Origin of the sequence: Burkholderia sp. MSMB617WGS, assembly GCF_001532025.2 — a bacterium.
Classification (GTDB): domain Bacteria; phylum Pseudomonadota; class Gammaproteobacteria; order Burkholderiales; family Burkholderiaceae; genus Burkholderia; species Burkholderia savannae.
Genome location: NZ_CP013457.1, coordinates 1,536,075 through 1,560,997, shown reverse-complemented (window position 1 = coordinate 1,560,997; position 24,923 = coordinate 1,536,075). Strand labels below are relative to the sequence as shown.

The 24,923-nt window shown below is 67.1% G+C and carries 14 protein-coding genes and 1 tRNA gene; 9 read left to right on the top strand and 6 right to left on the bottom strand.

The annotated features are described in order from the left end of the window. Positions 1-79 precede the first annotated feature (79 nt). From lpdA to WT60_RS35675, 4 genes are all read right to left on the bottom strand, one after another. Positions 80-1,834, bottom strand: a complete 1,755-nt coding sequence (gene lpdA / locus WT60_RS07750; RefSeq protein ID WP_059577161.1) for a dihydrolipoyl dehydrogenase — start codon at positions 1,832-1,834, stop codon at positions 80-82. Between the two features lie 279 nt (positions 1,835-2,113). Next, positions 2,114-3,757 carry a dihydrolipoyllysine-residue acetyltransferase gene (gene aceF, locus WT60_RS07745; RefSeq protein ID WP_038748810.1) on the bottom strand — a complete coding sequence of 548 codons (1,644 nt, stop codon included), beginning with the start codon at positions 3,755-3,757 and terminating at the stop codon, positions 2,114-2,116. Positions 3,758-3,893: 136 nt separating this feature from the next. Further along, positions 3,894-6,590: a pyruvate dehydrogenase (acetyl-transferring), homodimeric type gene (gene aceE / locus WT60_RS07740; protein WP_038748808.1), complete on the bottom strand. Its 2,697-nt coding sequence runs from the start codon at positions 6,588-6,590 to the stop codon at positions 3,894-3,896. Positions 6,591-6,722: 132 nt separating this feature from the next. Continuing rightward, the gene (locus WT60_RS35675; RefSeq protein ID WP_082754616.1) at positions 6,723-6,944 is read right to left on the bottom strand and encodes a hypothetical protein; all 222 of its coding nucleotides are present in this window, start codon (positions 6,942-6,944) and stop codon (positions 6,723-6,725) included. Here WT60_RS35675 and fixL point away from each other — a divergent pair. From fixL to WT60_RS07715, 4 genes are all read left to right on the top strand, one after another. Then, a complete protein-coding gene (gene fixL, locus WT60_RS07730) occupies positions 6,864-9,374 on the top strand; it encodes an oxygen sensor histidine kinase FixL (protein WP_038748806.1) in 2,511 nt (836 codons plus the stop codon). The genes WT60_RS35675 and fixL overlap by 81 nt on opposite strands. Then, positions 9,371-10,009: an oxygen response regulator transcription factor FixJ gene (gene fixJ / locus WT60_RS07725; RefSeq protein ID WP_038748804.1), complete on the top strand. Its 639-nt coding sequence runs from the start codon at positions 9,371-9,373 to the stop codon at positions 10,007-10,009. Before fixL ends, fixJ begins: the two co-directional genes overlap by 4 nt. 276 nt (positions 10,010-10,285) lie before the next feature. Then, on the top strand, positions 10,286-11,143 hold the full coding sequence (gene folD / locus WT60_RS07720) for a bifunctional methylenetetrahydrofolate dehydrogenase/methenyltetrahydrofolate cyclohydrolase FolD (RefSeq protein ID WP_059648322.1): 858 nt from the start codon (positions 10,286-10,288) through the stop codon (positions 11,141-11,143). A gap of 722 nt (positions 11,144-11,865) precedes the next feature. Beyond that, on the top strand, positions 11,866-13,968 hold the full coding sequence (locus tag WT60_RS07715) for a M3 family metallopeptidase (RefSeq protein WP_059577155.1): 2,103 nt from the start codon (positions 11,866-11,868) through the stop codon (positions 13,966-13,968). 180 nt (positions 13,969-14,148) lie between these two features. Here the strand turns inward: WT60_RS07715 and dinB are convergent, their stop codons facing one another. After that, a complete protein-coding gene (dinB, locus tag WT60_RS07710) occupies positions 14,149-15,309 on the bottom strand; it encodes a DNA polymerase IV (protein ID WP_081989593.1) in 1,161 nt (386 codons plus the stop codon). Positions 15,310-15,684: 375 nt separating this feature from the next. After that, positions 15,685-15,761: transfer RNA gene (locus WT60_RS07705), tRNA-Met, on the bottom strand. A 203-nt stretch (positions 15,762-15,964) separates the two neighbouring features. On the opposite strand from WT60_RS07705, the gene WT60_RS07700 reads away from it, so the two are divergent. From WT60_RS07700 to narJ, 5 genes are all read left to right on the top strand, one after another. Beyond that, positions 15,965-17,245, top strand: coding sequence for a nitrate/nitrite transporter (locus WT60_RS07700; RefSeq protein WP_038748797.1), 1,281 nt, complete (start codon positions 15,965-15,967; stop codon positions 17,243-17,245). Between the two features lie 41 nt (positions 17,246-17,286). Next, positions 17,287-18,672 (top strand): NarK family nitrate/nitrite MFS transporter, encoded by a 1,386-nt coding sequence (locus tag WT60_RS07695; RefSeq protein WP_038748795.1) that lies wholly within the window; start codon positions 17,287-17,289, stop codon positions 18,670-18,672. A gap of 242 nt (positions 18,673-18,914) precedes the next feature. After that, a complete protein-coding gene (locus WT60_RS07690) occupies positions 18,915-22,640 on the top strand; it encodes a nitrate reductase subunit alpha (RefSeq protein WP_059669605.1) in 3,726 nt (1,241 codons plus the stop codon). Further along, the gene (gene narH / locus WT60_RS07685; protein WP_060355400.1) at positions 22,637-24,190 is read left to right on the top strand and encodes a nitrate reductase subunit beta; all 1,554 of its coding nucleotides are present in this window, start codon (positions 22,637-22,639) and stop codon (positions 24,188-24,190) included. The genes WT60_RS07690 and narH overlap by 4 nt, the downstream gene beginning before the upstream one ends. Beyond that, on the top strand, positions 24,187-24,900 hold the full coding sequence (gene narJ, locus WT60_RS07680; protein ID WP_060355399.1) for a nitrate reductase molybdenum cofactor assembly chaperone: 714 nt from the start codon (positions 24,187-24,189) through the stop codon (positions 24,898-24,900). The genes narH and narJ overlap by 4 nt, the downstream gene beginning before the upstream one ends. The last annotated feature ends 23 nt before the right edge of the window (positions 24,901-24,923 follow it).

Sequence of the window (24,923 nt, the reverse complement as noted above, 5' to 3'; positions counted from 1 at the left end):
CCGCAAAATGAAACGGCGCCTCCCCTTGCTGGGGGAGGCGCCGTTTCTTCGTGCGGCCGCTGCGTGACGGCCGCGCCGCTTACTTCTTGCGCTGCGGCGGCAAGTCCGTGCAGACGCCTTCGTACAGCTCGGCCGCCATGCCGACCGATTCGCCGAGCGTCGGGTGCGGATGGATCGTCTTGCCGATGTCTTCCGCGTCCGCGCCCATCTCCACCGCGAGACACACTTCGCTGATGAGGTCGCCCGCGTTCAGGCCGACGATGCCGCCGCCGATCACGCGGTGGGTTTCCTCATCGAAGATCAGCTTCGTGAAGCCCTCGTCGCGGCCGTTCGCGATCGCGCGGCCCGACGCGGCCCACGGGAACACGGCCTTGCCGTACTTGATGCCTTCGGCCTTGCACTGATCTTCCGTCTTGCCCGCCCACGCGACTTCCGGATCGGTATAGGCCACCGACGGAATCTGCAGCGCGTCGAAGTACGCCTTCTCGCCGTGCGCGGCTTCCGCCGCCACGTGGCCTTCATGCACCGCCTTGTGCGCGAGCATCGGCTGGCCGACGATGTCGCCGATCGCGAAGATGTGCGGGACGTTCGTGCGCATCTGCGTGTCGACGTCGATGAAGCCCCGATCCGTCACCGCAACGCCTGCCTTGTCGGCGCCGATCTTCTTGCCGTTCGGGCTGCGGCCGACCGCGACCAGCACGAGGTCGTAGCGCTGCGGCTCCGCCGGCGCCTTCTCGCCCTCGAACGTCACGTAGATGCCGTCGTCCTTCGCTTGCGCGCCGACCGTCTTGGTCTTCAGCATCACGTTGCCGAAGCGCTTCGCGTTGTACTTCTCCCAGACTTTCACGAGATCGCGGTCCGCGCCCATCATCAGGCCGTCCATCATTTCGACGACGTCGATCTCGGCGCCGAGCGTCGAATACACCGTCGCCATTTCGAGGCCGATGATGCCGCCGCCGATCACGAGCATGCGCTTCGGCAACTGGCGCAGTTCGAGCGCGCCCGTCGAATCGACGACGCGCGGGTCCTCCGGCATGAACGGCAGCTTCACGGCCTGCGAGCCCGCCGCGATGATCGCCTGCTTGAACTTGACGATCTTCTTGCCGCCGTCCGTCTGCACTTCGATGTGGTGCGGATCGACGAACGCGCCGACGCCCGTCACCACGTCGACCTTGCGCGCCTTCGCCATGCCGGCGAGACCCGTCGTCAGCTTCTTGACCACGCCGCCCTTGAAGTCGCGCAGCTTGTCGAGATCGACTTGCGGCTTGCCGAACGAAATGCCGTGCGCGGCGAGCGCCTGCGCCTCCTCGACGACGAGCGCGGTGTGCAGCAGCGCCTTCGACGGAATGCAGCCGACGTTCAGACACACGCCGCCGAGCGTCGAATAGCGCTCGACGAGCACCGTCTTCATGCCGAGATCGGCCGAGCGGAACGCGGCCGAATAGCCGCCGGGGCCGGCGCCGAGCACGAGCATGTCGCACTCGACGTCGGCGGCGCCGCCGAAGCTGCCGGCTTGCGGCGCGGGCGCGCTCGCCGGTGCGGCTGCGGCTGCTGCCGGCTTCGCCGGTTCGGCGGGCTTGGCCGGCGCGGCCTCGGCCGACGCCTCGACGAGCGCGATCACCGTGCCTCGCGAGACTTTGTCGCCCGGCTTGATCTTGATTTCCTTCACGGTGCCGGCGACGTCGCTCGGCACTTCCATGGACGCCTTGTCCGATTCGAGCGTGAGGAGCGTCTGCTCCTTTTCGATCACGTCGCCGGGCTGGACGTTGACTTCGATGACGTCGACGCCGGTGAAATCGCCGATATCCGGAACCTTGACTTCGATGAGACTCATGTACCGTCCCCTTCTTGATTAACTGCTGACAGACGGAGGGAAAACTCGCGAATTGAACCTGAACTACGGCCTGACTGGAGAACGGGAGCATGGGCAGGACCACCTTTGCCGTCCGCCCAAGGACGCGCCTTTCTTTTGGTTACTTTTCCTTGGAAGACAAAGAAAAGTAACCGCCGCCCCGCGCAGGAGCGACGCCAGCAGACCGTTAGGAAAGCAAGTTCAACGATGAAACGTGGATAACCGACAAAAAACCCACGCCCCCGCGAGCCTCCCCGCTCATCAAAGAATCACGCGACGGAAGTCGCCGAGAATCGCGCCGAGATACGCATTGAACCGCGCGGCTTCCGCGCCGTCGATCACGCGATGGTCGTACGACAGCGACATCGGCAGCGTGAGGCGCGGCACGAACTGCTTGCCGTCCCACACGGGCTTCGTTGCGCTGCGCGACAGGCCGAGGATCGCCACCTCCGGCGCGTTGATGATCGGCGTGAAATGCGTGCCGCCGATGCCGCCCAGCGACGAGATCGAGAAGCAGCCGCCCTGCATCTGGTCCGGCTTCAGCTTGCCCTCGCGCGCCGCCTTCGACAGTTCGCTCATTTCCTTCGCAATGTCGACGAGGCCCTTCTTGTCCGCGTCGCGAATCACCGGCACGACGAGGCCATTCGGCGTGTCGGCGGCGAAACCGACGTGGTAGTACTGCTTGAAGACGAGGTTGTCGCCGTCGAGGCTCGCATTGAACGTCGGGAACTTCTTCAGCGCCGAGACGACCGCCTTGATCACGAACGCAAGCATCGTGAACTTCACGCCCGCCTTCTCGTGCTCCTTGTTCAGTTGCACGCGCAGCGCCTCGAGCTCGGTGATGTCCGCTTCGTCGTTGTTCGTGACGTGCGGGATCATCACCCAGTTGCGATGCAGGTTCGCGCCCGAGATCTTCTTGATGCGCGACAGCGGCTTCGCCTCGATCGGGCCGAACTTCGTGAAATCGACCTTCGGCCACGGCAGCAGGTTCAGCTCGCCGCCGCCCGCCGGCGCGGCTGCCGCTGCGGGCGCCGCGCGTTGGCCCGTCATCACGCCCTTCACGAACGCGGTGACGTCTTCCTTCGTGATGCGGGCCTTCGGGCCCGTGCCCTGCACGCGCGACACGTCGACGCCGAGCTCGCGCGCGAACTTGCGCACCGACGGCGACGCGTGGCTCGCGCGATACTCGCCGCTCGCGGCAGGCGCGAGCGCGGCGGCGGGCGCCGCTCGCGGCGCGGGTGCGGCGGCGGGTGCAGGCGCGGAAGCCGCCTGAGCAGGCGCCGGCGCCGCCTGAGCGTGCGCCGCCTGCGGCGCGGCCGCGCCGCCCGCCGCTTCGAGCACGACGATCAGCGAGCCCTTCGACACCGCATCGCCCACCTTCACCTTGATGGCCTTGACGACGCCCGCGGTCGGGCTCGGCACGTCCATCGTCGCCTTGTCCGATTCGAGCGTGACGAGCGACTGCTCGGCCTCGACCGTATCGCCGACCTTCACCGATATCTCGATGACGGGCACGTCCTTGTAGTCGCCGATGTCCGGCACTTTCACGTCGACCGTGCCGCCGCCGCCGGCGGCCGGCGCGGGCGCCGCCGCGGCAGCGGCGGGCGCCGGCTGCGGGATGGGCGCCGCGGCGCCGTTCGCCTGCGCGGGCTTCGCGGCCGCTTGCGCGCCGTCGAGCAGCACGATCAGCGAGCCCTGCGACACCGCGTCGCCGACCTTGACCTTCACTTCCTTGACCGTGCCGCCGACGGGGCTCGGCACGTCCATCGTCGCCTTGTCGGACTCGAGCGTGACGAGCGACTGCTCGGCCTCGACCGCATCGCCCGGCTTCACGAGCACTTCGATGACGGGCACGTCCTTGTAATCGCCGATATCCGGCACCTTGACTTCGATCGCTTGACTCATCTGTTTCAGTCTCCTGTCGATCAGCGTCGCCGCGCGGGCGGCCGACTCTGATCCCATGCAAGGCGGAGCCGCGCCGCCCGCCCCGCCCTCGTCGACGAAAGCGGAAACGGGCGCGCGGCGTCACGCGGCGCGTGCGTTAAACCGTCATCGGGTTGGGTTTGGCCGGGTCGAGCTCGTACTTCGCAATGGCGTCCGCCACGACCTTGCGGTCGATCGCGCCTTCGTCGGCGAGCGCGTTGAGCGCCGCGACCGTGACCCAGTAGCGGTCCACTTCGAAGAAATGGCGCAGCGCCTTGCGCGTGTCCGAGCGGCCGAAGCCGTCGGTGCCGAGCACGACGTAGCGGCGATCGACCTGGCCGCGAATCTGGTCGGCGAGCGCGCGCACGTAGTCGGTCGACGCGATCACCGGGCCCTGCGCGTCCTTCAGGCACTTCTGCACGTGCGACAGGCGGCGCTCCTCGGCCGGATGCAGCAGGTTCCAGCGCTCGACTTCGTGGCCTTCACGGGCGAGCTCGGTGAAGCTCGGCACGCTCCACAGATCGGCCGCGACGCCCCAGTCGTTCTTCAGCAGATCCGCGGCGGCGATCACTTCGTTGAAGATCGTGCCCGCGCCGAGCAGTTGAACGCGCGGCGCCTTCTGATCGGCGTCGGCTTTCTTGAACGAGTACATGCCCTTGATGATGTCGGCCGCCACGTGCTCGCCCTGCGGAATCGCCGGGTGCTCGTAGTTCTCGTTCATCACGGTGACGTAGTAGTAGACGTCCTCCTGCTCCTGCACCATCCGGCGCAGGCCGTCCTGCATGATGACGGCGAGCTCGTAGCCGAACGTCGGATCGTAGCTCACGCAGTTCGGCACCGATGCGGCCCACAGCAGCGAATGGCCGTCCTCGTGCTGCAGGCCTTCGCCGTTGAGCGTCGTGCGGCCCGCCGTGCCGCCGAGCAGGAAGCCGCGCGAGCGCATGTCGCCCGCCGCCCATGCCAGATCGCCGATCCGCTGGAAGCCGAACATCGAATAGAAGATGTAGAACGGCACCATGATCTCGCCGTGCGTCGAGTACGACGTCGCCGCCGCGATCCAGTCGCACATGCCGCCCGCTTCGTTGATGCCTTCCTGCAGGATCTGGCCGGTTTCCGATTCCTTGTAGAACATCAGCTGGTCGGAATCCTCCGGCACGTACTTCTGGCCTTCCTGGTTCCAGATGCCGATCTGGCGGAACAGGCCCTCCATGCCGAACGTGCGCGACTCGTCCGGCACGATCGGCACGACGCGCTTGCCGAGCGTCTTGTCCTTCAACAGGATGTTCAAGATCCGCACGAACGCCATCGTCGTCGAGATCTCGCGGCCTTCGCCCGTGCCCTTCAGGAGCGGCTCGAACGCTTCGAGCGCCGGCACCGGCAGCGACTGCGCCTTCTCGCGGCGCTGCGGCAGGTAGCCGCCGAGGTCCATGCGCTGCTTGCGCATGTATTCGAGCTCCTTCGAGCCTTCCTCGAATTTCACGTACGGCACGTCGGCGATCTGCTCGTCGGTGATCGGCAGGCGGAACTGGTCGCGGAACTTCTTCAGTTGCTCGACGGGCAGCTTCTTCTGCTGGTGCGTGATGTTCATCGCCTGGCCCGACTCGCCCATCCCGTAGCCCTTGATGGTCTTCGCGAGGATCACGGTCGGCGCGCCCTTCGAGTTGCTCGCCTCGTGGAACGCCGCGTAGATCTTGTGCGGATCGTGGCCGCCGCGGTTCAGGTTCCAGATGTCGTCGTCGGACCAGTCGGCGACGAGCGCCTTGAGCTCCGGCGTGTTGAAGAAGTGCTCGCGCACGTACGCGCCCGACTCCGACTTGTACGTCTGATACTCGCCGTCGACGACTTCCATCATGCGGCGCATCAGCGCGCCCGTCTTGTCGCGCGCGAACAGCGCATCCCAGCGGCTGCCCCAGATCACCTTGATCACGTTCCAGCCCGCGCCGCGGAATTCCGATTCCAGCTCCTGGATGATCTTGCCGTTGCCGCGCACCGGGCCGTCGAGACGCTGCAGGTTGCAGTTGATCACGAACACGAGGTTGTCGAGCTTCTCGCGGCTCGCCATGCCGATCGCGCCGAGCGATTCCGGCTCGTCCGTCTCGCCGTCGCCGAGGAACGCCCACACCTTGCGGCCCTGCGTCTTCGCGATGCCGCGCGCTTCGATGTATTTCATGAAGCGCGCCTGATAGATCGCCATGATCGGGCCGAGGCCCATCGACACGGTCGGGAACTGCCAGAAGTCCGGCATCAGCCACGGGTGCGGATACGACGAGATGCCGTTGCCGCCCACTTCCTGGCGGAAGTTGTCGAGCTGGTTCTCGGTCAGGCGGCCGAGCAGGAACGCGCGCGAGTACACGCCGGGCGACGAGTGGCCCTGCACGAACACGAGATCGCCGCCGTGCTCGGCGGACGGCGCGTGCCAGAAGTGGTTGTAGCCGACGTCGTAGAGCGTGGCGGCCGACGCGAACGACGCGATGTGGCCGCCGACGTTCGTGTCCTTGCCCGCGCGCAGCACCATCGCGATCGCGTTCCAGCGCGTGTACGAGCGAATCCGGTGCTCGATGTCCTGGTCGCCCGGAATCTTCGCCTGGGCTTCGACGGGAATCGTGTTGATGTACGGGGTGTTCGCGGAGAAGGGCAGGTGCTCGCCGTGCATCCGCGCGAATTCGATCTGCTTTTCGATCAGGTAGTGCGCGCGGCCGGGGCCGACGGAGGAAATCACGCCGTCGAGCGCTTCGAGCCATTCGACGGTTTCCTGCGCGTCGTCGTCGCGTTCGGCCGCAACGTACTTCATCACTTCATTAGGTACAGCGGACATTCTCGTCTCCTGGGTGTCCTGGAATATGAAGATGGCCTTCGCGCGACGACGCATGCCGCCGGCTGCAACAAGCTCCCGCGGATTGTAAAGAGCGTCACACGCAGCGCGCAACAAAATTTTCGAATTATGAGATCATTTCCCGCAATACGAAATATTGCTGCGCCGCACCCATCCGATCGGCGTGTGCGGTTGATCATGCATCGATGATTCCGCTTTCGGTTCAACCTCTCTTGTACGCCTTTTGCGCATGGCGCGCTGAGCTACAATCCTGCCATGTTGACCGATCGGCTTTTCGCACGCTCGGCGCGACCGTCGGGCTCGCCGGCGGAGTCGCAGCCGTCCCGCTGGCACCACGGACCGTGGTGGTCCAACTCTTACCTGCTGACCCCCCTCCTGTCGATCCTGGTCTTTCTCGTGGTGATGAGCCTCATTCTGTGGAGCCTCAACCGCCGCGAGGAGCAGCAGCAGGAAGACACGCTGTTTCGCAACGTCGCGTGGGCCCAGCAGCAGATCCGGCTGTCGATGACGGGCGCGCAGGAGCAGCTTCAGGCGTTCGCGCGCGACATCGCCGCGGGCCGCGTCGACGAGCACGCGTTCCAGTCCACGGTCGGCGACGTGATGCAGGCGCATCCCGAGATCCTCTATCTGAACTGGTACACGGCGCCCGGCACGAAACGATGGCCGACGATGCAACTGCCGGTACTCGGCCAGCGGCTCGCGAAGCCGAACGACGCGCAGATGGACGAAGTCGTGCGCGGCGCGTACGGCGAGGCGCGCAGCACGCGCCGGCAATCGTATTCGCCGCTCGTCTACGACGACTTCGGCAACGGCTATCTGACGCTGCAGACGCCCGTGATCCGCGAGCGCGAATACCTCGGCTCGATCGCCGCGGTGTTCTCCGTCGAAGGGATACTGAAGCACGACATCCCGCCCGAGCTGTCCGCGAAGTACAAGATCTCGATCACCGACGCGAACAACCGCGAGCTCGCGTCGACGTCGTCGCGCCCGCGGCTGCCGCGCGACGCGCACTACGACCTGCCGCTCGATCCGCCCGGCCAGGGCCTCACGGTGCGCGTCTACGCGTACCCGCAGACGACGAACCTGACCAACAACACGCTCGTGTGGCTCGTCGCCGGCCTGTCGTGCTTCGTGCTGTGGAGCCTCTGGAGCCTGTGGAAGCACACGCGCCAGCGCTTCGAGGCGCAGCAGGCGCTGTACGCGGAGGCGTTCTTCCGCCGCGCGATGGAGAATTCCGTGCTGATCGGCATGCGCGTGCTCGACATGCACGGCCGCATCACTCACGTGAACCCGGCGTTCTGCCGGATGACGGGCTGGGACGAGAGCGACCTCGTCGGCAAGACCGCGCCGTTCCCTTACTGGCCGCGTGACGCGTATCCGGAAATGCAGCGCCAGCTCGACATGACGCTGCGCGGCAAGGCGCCGAGCTCCGGCTTCGAGCTGCGCGTGCGGCGCAAGGACGGATCGCTGTTCCACGCGCGCCTCTACGTGTCGCCGCTCATCGACAGTTCCGGCCGCCAGACGGGCTGGATGTCGTCGATGACCGACATCACCGAGCCGAAACGCGCGCGCGAGGAGCTCGCCGCCGCGCACGAGCGCTTCACGACGGTGCTCGAGAGCCTCGACGCGGCCGTGTCCGTGCTCGCCGCGGACGAAGCGGAGCTCCTGTTCGCGAACCGCTATTACCGCCATCTGTTCGGCATCCGTCCGGACGGCCATCTCGAGCTGTCGGGCGGCGGCTTCGACAGCGCGCAGGCGTCGTCGGACTCGATCGACATGGTCGACGCGTACGCGGGCCTGCCCGCCGCCGCGCTCACCGAGAGCACGGCGGACGCGCAAGAGGTGTACGTCGAGAGCATCCAGAAGTGGTTCGAAGTGCGCCGCCAGTACATCCAGTGGGTCGACGGCCACCTCGCGCAGATGCAGATCGCGACCGACATCACCACGCGCAAGAAGGCGCAGGAGCTCGCGCACCAGCAGGAGGAGAAGCTGCAGTTCACGAGCCGGCTGATGACGATGGGCGAGATGGCGTCGTCGATCGCGCACGAGCTGAACCAGCCGCTCGCCGCGATCAACAACTACTGCTCGGGCACGCTCGCGCTCGTGAAGAGCGGCCGCGCGTCGCCTGAAACGCTGTCGCCCGCGCTCGAGAAAACCGCGCAGCAGGCGCTGCGGGCCGGGATGATCGTCAAGCGAATCCGCGAGTTCGTCAAGCGCAGCGAGCCGAAGCGGCAGCCGTCGCGGGTCGCCGACATCGTCGCCGACGCGGTCGGCCTCGCCGAAATCGAGGCGAGAAAGCGCCGGATTCGGATCGTCACCGAAATCCGCGCAAGAATGCCTATTATTTATGTCGACCCCGTGTTGATCGAGCAGGTGCTCGTGAACCTGATGAAGAACGCGGCCGAGGCGATGCAGGAGGCGCGGCCGCAGGCGGAAAACGGCGTGATCCGCGTCGTCGCCGACCTCGAATCGGGCTTCGTCGACATCCGCGTGATCGACCAGGGTCCGGGCGTCGACGAGGCGACGGCCGAACGCCTGTTCGAACCGTTCTACAGCACCAAATCGGACGGGATGGGCATGGGGCTCAATATCTGCCGCTCGATCATCGAATCGCATCGCGGGCGTCTGTGGGTGGTCAACAACGTCGAGCCGGACGGCTTCGTGTCGGGCGCGACGTTCCACTGCAGCCTGCCCATTGGGGAACCGGAGGATCTCGGTCACCGATCCGAGACATCGCCATCACAAACCGTAACGGGAGAGATATGAATAGCCCTGTCACCACCTCTCAGGAAACCGTCTTTGTCGTCGACGACGACGAGGCCGTGCGCGATTCGCTGCGCTGGCTGCTGGAGGCAAACGGCTATCGCGTGCAATGCTTCTCGAGCGCCGAGCAGTTCCTCGATGCCTACCAGCCCGCGCAGCAGGCGGGACAGATCGCGTGCCTGATCCTCGACGTGCGGATGTCCGGGATGAGCGGCCTCGAGTTGCAGGAACGTCTGATCGCCGAGAACGCGGCGCTCCCCATCATCTTCGTGACCGGCCACGGCGACGTGCCGATGGCCGTGTCGACGATGAAGAAAGGCGCGATGGACTTCATCGAAAAGCCGTTCGACGAAGCCGAGCTGCGCAAGCTCGTCGAGCGCATGCTCGACAAGGCGAGAAGCGAAATCAAGAGCGTCCAGGAGCAGCGCGCGGCGAGCGAGCGCCTGTCGAAGCTGACCGCGCGCGAGCAGCAGGTGCTCGAGCGGATCATCGCCGGCCGCCTGAACAAGCAGATCGCCGACGATCTCGGCATCAGCATCAAGACGGTCGAGGCGCACCGCGCGAACATCATGGAAAAGCTCAACGTCAACACGGTCGCCGATCTGCTGCGGCTCGCGCTGTCGAAGAAGCAGGCGTAAGCGCTTCTCTCCCCCTCCGCCGCCCGGCGCGCGCCGGGCGAGCGCGTTCTTTTGCGGCGCGGCATTCCGCCCGCCCCAACCGGTTTGCGCTCCCGCTCCCCCCATCCTCCGTTGCGCCGCGCCCCGTTTTCCATTCGTCTCGCGCGCCGCGCGCGGCGCGATTCGACTCAATCGATGTCGGGTGACGGCAGGCGGGCGGTATAATTCGATGCTTCGCTGCAGCGCAACCTGGCGCCGCACGCCCGCATCTCCAACCTTGTCAAGCAGATTCCCACCATGACAGCCACCCTGATCGACGGCAACGCCCTTTCGAAGACCCTGCGCGCGCAAGCGGCCGAGCGCGCCGCCGCGCTCGCCGCGCGCGGCCACCGGCCGGGCCTCGCGGTGATCCTCGTCGGCGACAGCCCGGCGAGCGAAGTCTACGTGCGCAACAAGATCAAGGCGTGCGAGGACAACGGCTTCTTCTCGCTGAAGGACCGCTATCCGGCGACGCTCTCCGAGCCCGAGCTCCTCGCGCGCATCGACGAGCTGAACCGCGATCCGAAGATCCACGGCATTCTCGTGCAATTGCCGCTGCCCGCGCACATCGACAGCCACAAGGTGATCGAGGCGATCGCGCCCGAGAAGGACGTCGACGGCTTTCACGTCGCGAACGCGGGCGCGCTGATGACGGGCAAGCCGCTCTTCCGCCCGTGCACGCCGTACGGCGTGATGAAGATGTTCGACGCGTACAAGATCCCGCTGCAAGGCGCGAACGCGGTCGTGATCGGCCGCTCGAACATCGTCGGCAAGCCGATGGCGCTGCTGCTGCTCGAAGCGGGCGCGACCGTCACGATCTGCCACAGCAAGACGCGCGACCTCGCCGCGCATACGCGCGCGGCGGACGTCGTCGTCGCGGCGGTCGGCAAGCGCAACGTGCTGACGGCCGACATGGTGAAGCCGGGCGCGACCGTGATCGACGTCGGGATGAACCGCAACGACGAAGGCAAGCTGTGCGGCGACGTCGACTTCGCGGGCGTCTCGCAAGTCGCGGGCCACATCACGCCCGTGCCGGGCGGTGTCGGCCCGATGACGATCACGATGCTGCTCATCAATACGATCGAAGCCGCCGAGCGCGCCGCCGCGGCGGCCTGACGGCGAACGGCGCCGGGAACCTCGCGGCGCACGCGCCGAGCCGCTTCGATCGGCGATTCCCGTGCGCGGACGGCTCGCCGGCACCCGCCCGTGGCCCGTGCCGGGCGATGCGGCGGCGCAGTAGCGATCGGCGGGCGATGGCGAGCGATGACTGCCGTTGGCCCACGGTGCGCCCGCTGGTAGCCAATGGCCGCCGCGCGACGCCGGTCGCGCCATGCACCAGCGCCGGAACGCCGTCGGCGCCCGCAACCTGCCATCGCCTCTGAGCCCCGCCAAGCGTTCGCCGCCGCGCGGTACGCCATGGCCGCGCCCCCAGTGCCGCCACGCATGCGGCGGCCCTCGTCTCGCGGGGCACCCCGAGCAAGGCGCGCCGCGCGGGCGACCGACGGCCCGAAGAAGAGGCGCAATGGCGGATCTCGCGCGCCACCCCCTCCGCCCTCGCCGCCCTCACCGCACGCATGCCGCACCCGCGCCGCCTGCGCGAATCGAACGGCCTTGCGCACGCCCGCTTCGACGCGCCGCCCGCGTGCGCCGTCCGGCTTTCCCCGCTGCGTACGCTCGGTCACCCATCGGCGCCCGGCGTTCCCGCCCCAATCGCTTCGTTAGAAACTATCGATTGGAAAGCGCGCGATGCGCCCCAATAATGTCGACATGAAGCGACGATCGGTGCCGTGCGCCGCCGTCATTCGCCTAACCCGAAACCGAAACCGCCAGGGAGCACTATGTCCGTCAGCGCAAACGCCAACCCGCTTCTCGATTTCTCAGGCCTCCCCCGCTTCGGCGAAATTCGCCCCGAGCACGCGACGCCCGCGCTCGACACGCTGCTCGCGAACGCGAACGACGCCGTCGAGCGCGCCGCGCGGCCCGACACGCCCGCGACCTGGGCGGCCGTCGTCGAGATCATCGAGCATGCGACCGAGCCGCTCGGCCGCGCGTGGGGTGTCGTCGGCCACCTGAACGCGGTCGCCGACACGCCCGAGCTGCGCGCCGTCTACGGCGAGAACCTGCCGCGCGTGACCGAATTCTGGTCGAGCGTCGGCCAGAATCTCGCGCTCTACGAGAAGTACAAGGCGATCGCCGCGAGCGCCGAATATCCGACGCTGTCCGTCGAGCGCAAGAAGATCCTCGACAACGCGCTGCGCGACTTCCGCCTGTCGGGCGCCGAACTGCCCGAGGACCAGAAGCCGCGCTTCGCGGAGCTGCAGGAGCAGCAGGCGGCGCTGTCGAAATCGTTCTCCGATCACGTGCTCGACGCGACGAACGGCTACGCATACTTCGCGCAGGGCGAGGACGAGCTCGCCGGCCTGCCCGCCGATGCGATCGCGGCCGCACGCGAGGCCGCGCAGAAGGAAGAGAAGGCCGGCTGGAAATTCACGCTGCACTTCCCGTCGTATTTCCCGGTGCTGCAATACGCTCGGAACCGCGCGATGCGCGAGGCGATGTACCGCGCCTACGTGACGCGCGCGTCCGAGCTCGGCCCGCAATACGGCGACGGCAAGGCCGACTGGGACAACACGACGATCGTCGCCGACCAGCTCGCGCTGCGCCGCGAGGAAGCGCAGATGCTCGGCTATCACGACTTCGCCGAGGTGTCGCTCGCGCCGAAAATGGCGGAATCGCCGCAACAGGTGATCGCGTTCCTCGAGGATCTCGCGAAGCGCGCGCGCCCGTTCGCCGAGAAGGACTGGGACGAGCTGCGCGCGTTCGCGTCGAGCGAGCTCGGCCTCGCGGCGCTCGAGCCGTGGGACGTCGCGTACGCGGCCGAGAAGCTGCGCGAGCAGCGCTACGCGTTCTCCGAGAACGAGGTGAAGCAGTATTTCCCCGAGCCCGCGGTGCTGAAGGGCCTCTTCACCGTCGCCGAGACGCTGTTCGGCGTGAAGATCGCGCGCGACGAAGCGCCCGTCTGGCATGAGGACGTGCGCTTTTTCCGCGTCGAGAATCGCGACGGCTCGCTCGTCGCGCAGTTCTATCTCGACCTCTACGCGCGCGAGGGCAAGCGCGGCGGCGCGTGGATGGACGACGCGCGCTCGCGCGCGAAGCGCGGCGACGGCAGCGTGCAGACGCCCGTCGCCTATCTGACGTGCAACTTTTCGGCGCCGATCGGCGGCAAGCCCGCGTGCTTCACGCACGACGAAGTGATCACGCTGTTCCACGAGTTCGGCCACGGGCTGCATCACATGCTCACGCGCGTCGACGAGATCGGCGTATCGGGCATCAACGGCGTCGAATGGGATGCGGTCGAGCTGCCGTCGCAGTTCATGGAGAACTTCTGCTGGGAGTGGGACGTGCTGTCGTCGATGTCGTCGCACGTCGACACCGGCGAGCCGCTGCCGCGCGCGCTGTTCGACAAGATGCTCGCCGCGAAGAACTTCCAGAGCGGCCTCGGCACGCTGCGCCAGATCGTGTTCTCGATGTTCGACATGCTGCTGCACGTCGACTTCGATCCCACGGCGGACAATGCGAGCGTCAACGATTTCGCGCGCGAGATCAACGAGCGCTTCCACGTGATCCCGCAAGCGCCGTTCTCGCGCTGGCCGAACACGTTCAGCCACATCTTCGCGGGCGGCTATGCGGCCGGCTACTACAGCTACAAGTGGGCCGAAGTGCTGTCCGCCGACGCGTATGCGGCGTTCGAGGAAGCGGCCGGCTCGGCGGGCAGCGTGCTCGACGCGACGACGGGCGCGCGCTACCGGCGCGAGATCCTCGAAGTCGGCGGCAGCCGCGCGGCGATGGATTCGTTCAAGGCGTTCCGCGGCCGCGAGCCGAACATCGACGCGCTGCTGCGCCACAGCGGCATGGCGGACGCCGCGCCGGCGCGCGCGTAACGCAACGCACGCGCCGGCGCGGCGCGCTCGAGCCCGACGATCGGCCGAGCACGCGACGCCCCACCGCTGCTCCGTCGATCCGCGATCCGCGATCCGCGATCCGCAAAAAGACGGCAACCCGCTGGCATGGGTTGCCGTTTTTTTTATCGCCCGTCGACACGGCAAGCGCCGGCCGCTCGATCACGCTTCGGGCGACGCGTCGTCGTCGAGACTTTCGTCCTCGTCGTCGAACAGCGCGATCTGCCCGTGCCGCTCGGCGGTATCCTCGTCGATCCGCACGCCGACGCCCAACAGCCGCACCGCCTGCTTGCGGCGCGCGAGCCCTTTCGCGAGCAGCGCGACGGCGGTCTCGGCATCGGTCGCATCGGCGACGCATTCGACCGTCGTGCGCTGGAAATCCGCGAAGCGGATCTTCACGTACAGCTTTCTGATCGAGCGCGCGGCGCCCGCCCGCTCGATCCGCGCATCGAGCAGCACCGTCAACCGCCGGATCTCGGCCGCGCATTGGTCGAGCGTGGCGAGATCCTGGACGTAGGTCGTCTCGACGCTCACCGACTTGCGCTCCTGGTCCGCGCGCACCGGCCGCTCGTCGATGCCGCGCGCGAGCTCGTAGAGCCGCCGGCCGAACGCGCCGAACTCGTGATGCAGATCGAACAGCGACCAGCCGCGCAGCTCGTCGCAGGTGCGGATGCCGAGCTTGTCGAGCCGCGCCGCCGTCACCTTGCCGACGCCGTGCAGCTTGCGCACGGGCAGCGCGGCGACGAACGCGTCGACTTCGTGCGGCCGCACGACGAAAAGCCCGTCGGGCTTGTTCCAGTCGGACGCGATTTTCGCGATGAACTTGTTCGGCGCGACGCCCGCCGACACCGTGACGCCCACCGTGTCGCGCACGCGCTCGCGGATCTCGCGCGCGATCAGCGTGCCGCTGCCGTGACAGCGCGTCGCGCGGCTCACGTCGAGATACGCCTCGTCGAGCGACAGCGGCTCGACGTCGGGCGTGTAGTCGCGATAGATCGCCATGATGAGCCGCGACGCCGCGCGGTACTTGTCCATCGCGGACGGCAGAATCAGGAGATCCGGACACTTGCGCATCGCAAGCGCCGACGACATCGCCGAATGCACGCCGAAGCGGCGGGCCTCGTAGTTGCAGGTCGCGATCACGCCGCGCTGATCGGGGCGGCCGCCGACCGCGAGCGGGCGGCCGCGCAGCGACGGATCGTCGCGCATCTCGACCGACGCGTAGAAGCAGTCGCAGTCGCAATGAATGATCTTGCGCGCGAACGGGGCCGCGTCGCCCGAAGGCGGCGAAGACGTGTCGGAGGAAGGCGTCGGCTTGTCCAAGGTGCCGATACTGTACAAAAACACAGTGCGTGTTTCAACTGTGCGGCGGGGCGTGACGCCAAGCGCCCGAAAAGAAACAGGAACGCCGGCTGCAGCGGTTCGAACACACGGCAAGCGCCGCGCCGCGATCGCGACGACGGTCGCTCGATGCATATGCATCGAGCGAGAAGAAACAGGCATGCCAAGCATCGCGCGCACGCGTCGCTCGCGCAACCGTCAAGACCGGACGAGACGAGCACGCCGCCCGATCGAAGTCGAATGAAGCCGAAAACGGGAGAAAACCGGACGCGGAAAAACAAAAACCCGGCTCGAGAGCCGGGTTTTTGTCTTGGCGATTCGCGCATCGGTCACTTGCGCGTGGGACATCGCCGAATTTGGTTGCGGGGGTAGGATTTGAACCTACGACCTTCGGGTTATGAGCCCGACGAGCTGCCAGACTGCTCCACCCCGCGTCAGAGAAATAAAAGTATATGGGTTTTAAGCAGGTACGTCAAACTTTATTTCAAACAATCGTCACACACGCCGCCGCGCACCCGCCGATCGAACTAGTCCGGTCGACCCATCGGCACGCACGCGCCCGTTCTCCCGGCGAATAGGCAAGCGCGCCGCCCGTCCCTACTCTTGAGACGCTCCTCCTCGTCCCGAGAGAATCGTCATGGCTTCAATCTCCGCTCCTCCCGCATCGCTCGACAAGCGCGCGATGCCCGTGCTCGCGTCGAGCACGATTGCGTTCACGCTGTGCTTCGCCGTCTGGATGATGTTCGCGATCCTCGGCATTCCGCTCAAGAAAACGCTCGGCCTGAACGACACCGAATTCGGCCTCATCGCCGCGATGCCCGTGCTCACCGGCTCGCTGATCCGCGTGCCGCTCGGCATCTGGACCGACCGCTACGGCGGGCGCATCGTGTTCTTCATCCTGATGCTCGTCACCGTCGCGCCGATCTGGCTGATCGCGTACGCGACCGAGCTCTGGCAGTTCCTCGTGCTCGGCCTCTTCGTCGGGCTCGCGGGCGGCTCGTTCTCGGTCGGCACGCCGTACGTCGCGCGCTGGTTCCCGAAGGCGCGCCAGGGCCTCGCGATGGGCGTGTTCGGCGCCGGCAACTCGGGCGCGGCCGTCAACAAGTTCGTCGCGCCCGCGCTCATCGCCGCGGCCGGCACGTGGACCATCGTGCCGCGCGTCTATTCGATCGCGATGCTCGCGATGGCGCTCATCTTCTGGGTGTTCTCCGCGACCGATCCCGCGCACCGCTCGACAAACGCGACGTCGCTGCGCGCGCAGCTGCGCGTGCTGAAGGACCCGCGCGTGTGGCGCTACTCGCAGTACTACTCGGTCGTGTTCGGCGGCTATGTGGGGCTGTCGCTGTGGCTCACGCAGTACTACGTCGGCGAATACGGCTTCGGCATCCAGTCGGCCGCGTTCCTCGCCGCGTGCTTCTCGCTGCCGGGCGGCGTGCTGCGCGCGATCGGCGGCTGGCTGTCCGACCGCTACGGCGCGTATCGCACCACCTGGTGGGTGATGTGGGTGTGCTGGGTGATGTTCTTCCTGCTCAGCTATCCGCCGACCGACTTCACGATCCGCGCCGCGCACGGCCCGCTCGGCTTCCATCTGTCGCTCACGCCCGTCATGTTCACCGTGCTGCTGTTCGCGGTCGGCATCGCGATGGCGGTCGGCAAGGCGTCGGTCTTCAAGTTCATCGCCGACGAGTTCTCGGACGACATCGGCGCGGTGTCGGGCATCGTCGGTCTCGCGGGCGGCCTCGCCGGCTTCGCGCTGCCGATCCTGTTCGGCGCACTCGTCGATCTGACGGGCGTGCGCTCGACCTGCTTCATGCTGCTCTACGGCGCCGTCAGCGTGAGCCTCGTCTGGATGTACTTCAGCTTCCGCGCCGAGCGCGCGGCGCACGACCAGCGCGTGCTCGCCGCCCGCTCCGCGTGAGCAGTTCCTTCGTCATCTTCGTTCACTCAACGGATTCGATCATGTCCACTTCTCTACTCGTGCGCTGGGACCCCGAAAACCCGGCCTTCTGGCAAGCCAAGGGGCGCCCCGTCGCGTGGCGCAATCTCGCGATCTCGATTCCCGCGCTGATGCTCGCGTTCGTCGTCTGGTCGCTCTGGAGCGTCGTCGTCGTCAATCTCGATCGCGCCGGCTTTCACTTCAGCAAGAACCAGCTGTTCTGGCTCACCGCGCTGCCCGCGCTCTCGGGCGCGACGCTGCGCATCTTCTATTCGTTCCTCGTGCCGATCTTCGGCGGCCGCCGCTTCACCGCGATCTCGACCGCGACGCTCCTGATCCCCGCGCTCGGGATGGGCTTCGCGCTGCGCGATCCGGGCACGGGCTATCCGACGCTCCTCATCCTCGCGCTCCTCTGCGGCTTCGGCGGCGCGAACTTCAGCTCGTCGATGGCGAACATCAGCTTCTTCTTCCCGAAGGCGAAGAAAGGGCTCGCCACGGGGCTCAATGCGGGGATCGGCAATTTGGGGGTGTCCGTCGTGCAGTTCGTCACGCCGCTCGTGATCTCGGCCGGCCTCTTCGGCGCACTCGCGGGCGATCCGCAGACCGTCTCCGCGCACGGCACGACGACGAGCCTGTGGCTGCAGAACGCGGGCTTCGTGTGGGTGCCGTTCATCGTCGTCGCGACGCTCGCCGCGTGGTTCGGGATGAACGACATCGCCGACGCGAAGGCGTCGTTCGCCGAGCAGGCAGTGATCTTCCGCCGGCTGCACAACTGGCTGATGTGCTGGCTGTACGTCGGCACCTTCGGCTCGTTCATCGGTTTCTCCGCGGGCTTCGCGCTCCTCACGAAGGCGCTCTTCCCGAGCGTGAATCCGACCGCGTACGCGTTCATCGGCCCGCTCGCGGGCGCGCTGATGCGGCCCGTCGGCGGCTGGGTGTCCGACCGGATCGGCGGCGCGCGCGTGACCTTCTGGACCTTCGCCGCGATGATCGCGGCGGTCGCGGGCGTGATCGCGTTCCTGCCGTCGGGCAGCGACGCGGGCAATTTCGCGGGCTTCCTCGCGATGTTCATCGTGCTGTTCGCGCTGACGGGCGTCGGCAACGGCTCGACGTTCCGGATGATTCCCGTGATCTTCCTCACCGAGCGGCAGCGTGCGGCGCAGGGCCAGGACGAAGCCGCGCAGAAGCAGGCGGTGCTCGACGCCGGCAAGGAATCGGCCGCGGTGCTCGGCTTTTCGGGCGCGATCGGCGCGTACGGCGGCTTCTTCATTCCGAAGAGCTTCGGCACGTCGCTCGACATCACGGGCTCGGCCGTGCCGGCGCTCGCGTGCTTCATCGCGTTCTACGTGTCGTGCGTCGCGATCACCTGGTGGTTCTACGCGCGCCGCAACGCGTCGATGCCGTGCTGAACGCGCGCTGACGCAGCCCCTTTCCGGACGCGGCGCGCTGCGACACGCCGCCGCACCGGACATGCATTCCGCCAGGGCGCGCCGCGCCCTCTAGTTCTTTCGAACTAGTTCTTCTCCCTCCCCTGTCCCGCTCCATCGGCGAATGGGCGCGCGAGCGCACGCGCCGTAATCTCGGAGTGTCCCCTGACACAAGCATTCGCAGCACCCGAGGGCGACCGCGGATGCCCTTGGAGAAACACACGATGAGTCACTTTCTGGATCGGCTGAAGTTCATGTCGCGCGTGAAATCCACGTTCTCCGACGGCCACGGCGCCGTCGTCGACGAGGACCGGCGCTGGGAAAACGGCTACCGCAGCCGCTGGCAGCACGACAAGATCGTCCGCTCGACGCACGGCGTGAACTGCACCGGCTCCTGCTCGTGGAAGGTCTACGTGAAGAACGGCCTCATCACGTGGGAAACCCAGCAGACCGACTATCCGCGCACCCGCGCCGATCTGCCGAACCACGAGCCGCGCGGCTGCCCGCGCGGCGCGTCCTACAGCTGGTACGTCTACTCCGCGCAGCGCGTCAAGTACCCGATGATCCGCGGCCGCCTGATGGAAATGTGGCGCGAGGCGCGCAAGACGATGGACCCGATCGCCGCGTGGGAATCGATCAGCCAGAATCCGGAGAAGGCGCGCCGCTACAAGAGCGTGCGCGGACTGGGCGGCTTCGTGCGCGCCGACTGGAACACCGCGACCGAGCTCATCGCCGCCGCGAACGCGTACACGATCAAGCGCTACGGCCCGGACCGCGTGGTCGGCTTCTCGCCGATTCCGGCGATGTCGATGGTGTCGTACGCGGCGGGCGCGCGCTACCTGAGCCTGATCGGCGGCGCATGCCTGTCGTTCTACGACTGGTACTGCGACCTGCCGCCCGCGAGCCCGCAGGTGTGGGGCGAGCAGACCGACGTGCCCGAATCGGCCGACTGGTACAACTCGAGCTACCTGCTCGTCTGGGGCTCGAACGTGCCGCAGACGCGCACGCCCGACGCGCACTTCTACACCGAGGTCCGCTACAAGGGGACGAAGACGGTCGCGATCTCGTCCGACTACGGCGAGATGGTCAAGTTCGGCGACATCTGGCTCGCGCCGAAGCAAGGCACCGACGCCGCGCTCGCGATGGCGATGGGCCACGTCGTGCTGAAGGAATTCCACGCGGCGAACAAATCCGCGTACTTCCGCGACTACGTGAAGCAATACACCGACATGCCGATGCTCGTGCTGCTGCGCGAGCGCGACGGCGTGCTCGTGCCCGACCACTTCCTGCGCGCGTCGCACCTCGCCGATTCGCTGAACGAAGCGAACCATCCGGAATGGAAGACGCTCGCGATCGACGCCTCGACGGGCGACATCGTCGCGCCGAACGGCTCGATCGGCTTTCGTTGGGGCGAGGCCGCGCACAACGGCGGCGAGAAGGTCGGCCACTGGAATCTCGAAATGAAGGACGGCGGCAGCGGCCGCGCGATCGATCCGAAGCTTTCGCTCGTCGATGCGCACGACGAAATCGTCGACGTCGGCTTCCCGTACTTCGGCGGCGAGCACGAATCGCTGCTCGCGCGCCGCGTGGCCGCGAAGCGCGTCGCGCTCGCCGACGGCACAAGCGCGCTCGTCGCGACCGTGTACGACCTGCAGATGGCGAACTACGGCGTCGACCAGGGCCTCGGCGGCCCGAACGTCGCGGCGAGCTTCGACGACGACGTGCCCTACACGCCCGCGTGGCAGGAAAAGCACACGGGCGTCGCGCGCCACCTCGTGATCCAGGTCGCGCGCGAGTTCGCCGACAACGCGGACCGCACGCGCGGCAAGAGCATGGTGATCGTCGGCGCGGCGCTCAACCACTGGTATCACAACGACATGATCTACCGCGGCATCATCAACCTGCTGATGATGTGCGGCTGCATCGGCCAGAGCGGCGGCGGCTGGGCGCACTACGTCGGCCAGGAGAAGCTGCGTCCGCAGTTCGGCTGGGCGCCGCTCGCGTTCGCGCTCGACTGGTCGCGCCCGCCGCGCCAGATGAACGGCACGTCGTTCTTCTACAACCACACGAGCCAGTGGCGTCACGAAAAGCTCGCGGTGGACGAGATCCTCGGGCCGACCGCCGATCGTTCGAAGTACGAAGGCATGACGCTGCTCGACCTGAACGCGAAGTCCGAGCGGATGGGCTGGCTGCCGTCCGCGCCGCAGCTCGGCAAGAATCCGCTCGACGTCGTCGACGAAGCCGAGCGCGCGGGCAAGGAGCCCGTCGCGTACGCAATCGAGATGCTCAAGAGCGGCAAGCTCGCGTTCGCGTGCGACGATCCCGACAACCCCGCGAACTTCCCGCGCAACATGTTCGTGTGGCGCTCGAACATTCTGGGCAGCTCGGGCAAGGGCCACGAGTATTTCCTCAAATACCTGCTCGGCACGCAGAACGCGCTCTTCAGCGACGAGGCGGATGCGCTCAAGCCGTCCGAGGTGCACGTGCGCGACGCCGCCGAAGGCAAGCTCGACCTGCTCACGGTGCTCGACTTCCGGATGAGCACCACGTGCCTGTACGGCGACATCGTGCTGCCGACCGCGACCTGGTACGAGAAGGACGACCTCAACACGTCGGACATGCACCCGTTCATCCATCCGCTGTCCGAAGCCGTGCAGCCGCTGTGGGAAAGCAAGACCGACTGGGAGATCTACAAGGCGATCGCGAAGAAGTTCAGCGAGATCGCGGGGCCGTACCTCGGCACGCGGCGCGACCTCGTTTGCACGCCGCTCATGCACGACACGCCCGGCGAGCTCGGCCAGCCGTTCGAGCCGAAGGACTGGCGCCGCGGCGAATGCGACCTGATCCCCGGCAAGACCGCGCCGTCGATGACCGTCGTCGAGCGCAACTACGGCGACATCCACAAGAAGTTCACGTCGATCGGGCCGCTCCTCGACAAGCTCGGCAACGGCGGCAAGGGCATCACGTGGAACACCGAGCATGAGGTGAAGGAGATCGGCGCGCTGTCGGACACGGTCGCCGAGCCCGGCGTGAGCCGCGGCCGCCCTCGCCTCGACACCGCGATCGACGCGGCCGAGATGATCCTCACGTTCGCGCCGGAGACGAACGGCCACGTCGCGGTGAAGGCATGGGACGCGCTCTCGAAGATCACGGGCCGCGATCACACGCACCTCGCGATCGGCCGCGAGCACGACAAGATTCGCTTTCGCGACGTGCAGGCGCAGCCGCGCAAGATCATCTCCGCGCCGACGTGGTCGGGCCTCGAATCGGAGGAAGTGAGCTACAACGCCGGCTACACGAACGTTCACGAGCTGATTCCGTGGCGCACGCTCACGGGCCGCCAGCAGTTCTATCAGGATCACCGCTGGATGCTCGACTTCGGCGAAGGCTCGTGCGCGTACCGGCCGGCGATCGACACGAAGACCGTCGCGCCGCTGCACAAGCGGATGTCGAACGGCCAGCCCGAGCTCGTGCTGAACTGGATCACGCCGCACCAGAAATGGGGCATCCACTCGACCTACTCGGACAACCTGCGGATGCTGACGCTCTCGCGCGGCGGCCCGCACGTGTGGATCTCGGAGGCCGAGGCGCAGCAGGCCGGCATCCGCGACAACGACTGGGTCGAGGTGTTCAACGTGAACGGCACGCTGACCGCGCGCGCGGTCGTGTCGCAGCGCGTGCCGGCCGGCATGTGCCTCATGTATCACGCGCAGGAAAAGATCGTGAACGTGCCCGGCGCGGAGACGAGCGGCAAGCGCGGCGGCATTCACAACTCGGTCACGCGCACCGTGACGAAGCCGACGCACATGATCGGCGGCTACGCGCAGCTCGCGTACGGCTTCAACTACTACGGCACCGTCGGCAGCAACCGCGACGAATACGTGATCGTGCGCAAGATGAACCGGGTGGACTGGCTCGAAGAGCCGCTTAACGAAGGAGCAGAACAATGAAGATCCGCGCACAAGTGGCGATGGTGCTCAATCTCGACAAATGCATCGGTTGCCACACCTGCTCCGTCACCTGCAAGAACGTGTGGACCTCGCGCGACGGCGTCGAGTATGCGTGGTTCAACAACGTCGAGACGAAGCCGGGCGTCGGCTACCCGCGCGAGTGGGAGAACCAGGACAAGTGGCAAGGCGGCTGGAAGCGCAACGACGCCGGCAAGCTCGAGCCGCGCCAGGGCGGCAAGCTGAAGATCCTCGCGAACATCTTCGCGAATCCGAACCTGCCCGCGATCGACGATTACTACGAGCCGTTCACGTACGACTACGCGCATCTGCAGAACGCGCCGCTCTCGCAGACGCCGCCGACCGCGCGCCCGGTCTCCGCGATCACCGGCCAGAAGATGGAGAAGATCGAATGGGGGCCGAACTGGGAAGACGATCTCGGCGGCGAGTTCAAGTCGCGCAGCCGCGACAAGCTGTTCGAGGCCGTGCAGAAGGAGATGTACTCGACGTTCGAGAACACCTTCATGATGTACCTGCCGCGCCTTTGCGAGCATTGCCTGAACCCGACCTGCGTCGCGTCGTGCCCGTCCGGCTCCGTCTACAAGCGCGAGGACGACGGCATCGTGCTCGTCGACCAGGACAAGTGCCGCGGCTGGCGCATGTGCATCTCCGGGTGCCCGTACAAGAAGATCTACTTCAACTGGCAGACGGGCAAGGCCGAGAAGTGCGTGTTCTGCTTCCCGCGCATCGAGGCCGGCCAGCCGACCGTGTGCTCGGAAACCTGTGTCGGCCGCATCCGCTATCTCGGCGTGATGCTCTATGACGCGGACCGCATCGAGCAGGCCGCATCCGTCGCCGATCCGCAACAGCTCTACGAAGAGCAGCTCGCGGTGTTCGTCGATCCGCACGATCCGGCGATCGAGCGCCAGGCGCTCGCCGACGGCGTCCCGCAAAGCTGGATCGACGCGGCGAAACGCTCGCCCGTGTACCGGATGGCGTGCGAATGGAAGGTCGCGTTCCCGCTGCATCCGGAATACCGGACGCTGCCGATGGTCTGGTATGTGCCGCCGCTCTCGCCGATCCAGGGCGCCGCGCAGTCGGGGCACATGGGGATGAACGGCGTGATTCCCGACGTGCGCAGCCTGCGGATTCCGCTGCGCTATCTCGCGAACCTCTTGACGGCCGGCGACGAAGCGCCGATCGCCGCCGCGCTCGACCGGATGCTCGCGATGCGCGCGTACAAGCGCGCGCAGACCGTGCACGGCGAGCACGACGCGCAGGTGCTCGAACAGGTCGGGCTCACCGCCGAGCAGGTCGAGGACATGTATCAGCTGATGGCGATCGCGAACTACGAGGACCGCTTCGTGATTCCGTCGTCGCACAAGGAAATGGCCGAGGACAGCTTCGACGAGAAAGGCAGTTGCGGCTTCTCGTTCGGCAACGGCTGCTCCGGCGGCACGTCGGACGGCACGCTGTTCGGCCGCAAGAAGGAAACGGCGGTGTCGTACGCGGCGCTGCCGAGCGTCACGCGCAAGAAAGCGAGCGCCGCATGAGCGCATCGCACGAGGAAAACGTCATGTCGATCTATCCGATTCTGTCCGCCCTCCTGACCTATCCCGAGCCGGAGCTGCTCGACGCGCTGCCCGACGTCGAGCGCGCGCTCGACGCGTTCCCCGACGCGCGCGCGACGCTCGCGCCGCTCGTCGAATCGCTGCGCGCCGCGCCGCTCATCGAGCTGCAGGAGCGTTACGTCGCGACGTTCGACCGCACGCCGTCGCACTCGCTGCATCTGTTCGAGCACGTGCACGGCGAGAGCCGCGACCGCGGCCAGGCGATGGTCGATCTGCTCGACGAATACCGCCGCCGCGGCTTCGAGCCCGTCGGCAGCGAGCTGCCCGACTACGTGCCGCTCTTCGTCGAGTTCCTCGGCGCGATCGAGGACGACGGCGACGCCGATCACGCGGCGCGGCTTCTCGGCGACGCGATCGACGTGCTCGCCGCGCTCGGCGAGCGCCTCGCGCGCGCGCAGAGCCCGTATGCGGCCGCGTTCGCGGCGCTGCGCGCGCGCTCGCCCGTCGAGCCGCGGCCCGTCGCCGAGCCGCCGCCGCGCACGATGGACGAAGCGCTCGAGCGCTTCGGCCCCGGCCACGACGGCGTCGAGCCGCTCCTCGCGCCCGCGGCGAACGCGTCGAACGCGTCGAACGCGCAGCCGATCCGCTTTCATCCGCCGCGCCGCGCGGCGACGCCCGCTCCCCGCGCGTGACGCGGGGGCGTCGCGAACCCGTT